A 2,636-nucleotide genomic window follows, 5' to 3' on the forward strand; every position below is an offset into this window, starting at 1 on the left:
ATCGACATGGAGGTGGCGTGGTTCGCGTCGCGCTGGGACAAGGGCGACACCAAGGACTACATCAACTGCCCGATGACGAAGGACGAGTATCTCGCCTTCCACGCCGGGTTGATCGCGGGCGAGAAGACCGCGTTCAAGGAACGGGAGAAGGACACGCCCTATTTCGACGGCTGCATGCCGATCGAGGTGATGGCGGAGCGCGGCGTCGACACGTTGCGCTACGGGCCGATGAAGCCGGTGGGGCTCGACAACCCCAAGACCGGGCGCTGGCCCTACGCGGTCGTCCAGCTGCGGCAGGACAATGCGCAGGCGACGCTGTGGAACATCGTCGGCTTCCAGACCAAGCTGAAGCATGCCGAGCAGGTGCGGCTGTTCCGGACGATCCCGGGCTTGCAGAACGCGGAGTTCGCGCGGCTCGGCGGGCTGCATCGCAACACCTTCATCCGTTCGCCCGAGTTGCTCGACGAGACGCTGCGGTTGCGCACGCAGCCCAACATCCGGTTCGCGGGGCAGATCACCGGATGCGAAGGCTATATCGAAAGCGCCGCGGTCGGACTGCTTGCGGGACGGTTCGCGGCTGCCGATCTGTCGGGCGAGCGGTTGACGCCGCCGCCGGCGACCACCGCGCTCGGCGCGCTGCTGGGCCACATCACCGGGGGGGCGGAGGCCGCGACCTATCAGCCGATGAACGTCAATTTCGGGCTGTTCCCGCCGGTCGAGGGGCGCAAGAAGGCGGATCGCAAGCGTCTCTACACCGATCGAGGTCGCGCGGCCCTCGCGACGTGGATCAGCCCTCCTCTTCCGCAGTCGGCGAGCGAGCCGGCGGACAGCGCGGAGCCGGTTTCCGCTTGACCGCGGTGGTCGCGAATTCGGTCGGCGTCATCGCACCCGACCGATCGCGATCCGCGGCGGCGAACTTGGTGGTCGCCCTGACCGCCCATTCGTCGAACGACAGGCGCCCGTCGCCGTCGGTGTCGAGCCGCGCGAACGCCTTGCGCCGCTGCGTCAGATATTCCTCGCGCGTGATGCCGCCATTCTCGTCCTTGTCGTAGCGGCCGAAGCGGCGCTGTTCGCGGGTCTCGGCGGTCGCTTCGGGTGCCGCGTCGGGTAGATCGGCCGCGTCGCCTCGCGCGGCAGCGGGCTGTAGCGGCAGCATCGCGGCTTTGGGCTGGTCGCGTCCGACCATCAGGATGCCCGCTACGACGGTCGCCACGACCGCCCCCGCCCCTGCCGCATAGCGCCACATCATCATCAATCCCCCTTGCCCGACTTTGATAACAGAGCACGAGTGTGGCGCAAGTGTTCAGCGGCCAAAGGTCCTGAAGGAAAGCAACTTACGTAGTTTTACGTAAGCATTGTCATCGGCAGCGTCGAGTCGGACGAGCAACGCCAACAAGCCGATGACACGCAGATCGCGGTTCCACTTGGTCGCGAACGCCGACCTTAACGCAACATCTGCATCCTTACGTACTATCACTGCAACATTGGGTAATGATATGTTGGCGGCTAGATCGAACAACGCCCAGCCCCGCCCGGCCTCGTCCAGCACCGGCCTATGCTTCGCCCCAAGCACCTGCGCCGCCGCCGCGAACAGCGTCGCGCCGCGCAAGGTCGCATACTCGGCGACACTGCCGTCGGTGGCATAATCGTCGTGGAGGATCGCCATCCAGCCCTCGGTCATCGGTGCCAGCGACTCGCCCGTGACGCCCAGCGGCAGCAGCAGCCGGTGCACGTCGATCAGCACCGGCTCGGCGGGCGCCGGCTGGTCCCGATCGAGCGCGGTCAGGGCGTCGCGCCACCACGTCAGCCGCATTTGGCCGACCAGCGGCTCGCGAGTCGCGCGGACGATCCCGCCCAGTCGCTCGTCCAGCGCGAACAGCGTCGCCAGCGCATCACGGGCCGGGGCCGGCGCATAGCGCAGCACCAGCCGCTGGGGTTCGCCCTGTACCTCAATCACGGTCCGCACCTCGCATCGGCCTCGCCGCCGTTGAGCATTTGGTAATCATGCAGCTGTAATTTCGCGATCGATTGGAGCTGTCCCGTTGCCAAACCTGTGCGCCCGTGTCCGAACGATCTGCGGCCGTGCCGCGGCGCCGCTGCGGCGATTCGGCGGTGATCGTCGCGGCGTCACCATCATCGAATTCGCCTTTGTAGCCGGTCCGTTGATGGCATTGCTGATCGCAATCCTCCAGGTCAGCCTCACCTTTTTTGCCCAGCAGAACCTGGAGACCGTCGCCGAGAAGAGCACCCGCGTGCTGATGACGGGCGAGGCACAGTCGTCGAACATGAGTGCCGCAGCGTACAAGACGCGGGCCTGCGCGCAGCTTCCAAAGTTCATGAAATGCGCCAATCTGATGGTCGACGTCACCGTCGCCTCTTACTTCTCCGACGCCAACGTCTCATCGCCGACGATCACCTACAATTCGACTGGTCAGCCGAACAATAGTTGGTCCTACAATACCGGAGCGCCGGGCGACATCGTGATCGTCAAGACCATGTACGTGTGGGATGTCAGCAAGGGTCCGTTGGGGTTCGACATCTCGACGCTGAGCGCGGGCAAGCGATTGCTCATCGCTACGTCGGTCTTCAAGACCGAGCTTTACTCGTGATTGGCGCGGCCTTCACATCGATGCGCC

Annotated in this window: 4 protein-coding genes; 2 read left to right on the forward strand and 2 right to left on the reverse strand. The window is 65.3% G+C overall.

Features of this window, described 5'->3' with window-relative positions; genetic code table 11:
- On the forward strand, positions 1-852 hold an 852-nt coding region (gene trmFO / locus VF643_RS10865), incomplete at its 5' end, for a methylenetetrahydrofolate--tRNA-(uracil(54)-C(5))-methyltransferase (FADH(2)-oxidizing) TrmFO (protein WP_331043410.1).
- Here the strand turns inward: trmFO and VF643_RS10870 are convergent.
- Positions 788-1,252 carry an EF-hand domain-containing protein gene (locus VF643_RS10870; RefSeq protein ID WP_414713844.1) on the reverse strand — a complete coding sequence of 155 codons (465 nt, stop codon included), beginning with the start codon at positions 1,250-1,252 and terminating at the stop codon, positions 788-790. The genes trmFO and VF643_RS10870 overlap by 65 nt on opposite strands.
- 51 nt (positions 1,253-1,303) lie before the next feature.
- Complete coding sequence (locus VF643_RS10875) at positions 1,304-1,957, reverse strand: squalene/phytoene synthase family protein (RefSeq protein ID WP_331043411.1); 654 nt, start codon at positions 1,955-1,957, stop codon at positions 1,304-1,306.
- Positions 1,958-2,042: 85 nt separating this feature from the next.
- Between VF643_RS10875 and VF643_RS10880 the strand changes: the two genes are divergently transcribed.
- On the forward strand, positions 2,043-2,609 hold the full coding sequence (locus tag VF643_RS10880) for a TadE/TadG family type IV pilus assembly protein (RefSeq protein ID WP_331043412.1): 567 nt from the start codon (positions 2,043-2,045) through the stop codon (positions 2,607-2,609).
- Positions 2,610-2,636: the final 27 nt, after the last annotated feature.

It is taken from the genome of Sphingomonas sp. (genome assembly GCF_036387595.1).
Classification (GTDB): Bacteria; Pseudomonadota; Alphaproteobacteria; order Sphingomonadales; family Sphingomonadaceae; genus Sphingomonas.

What these genes read in the sequence shown, in the direction of transcription:
- VF643_RS10870 (WP_414713844.1), bottom strand. Translation starts at nt 1,252, where the DNA reads ATGATGATGTGGCGCTATGCGGCAGGGGCGGGGGCGGTCGTGGCGACC.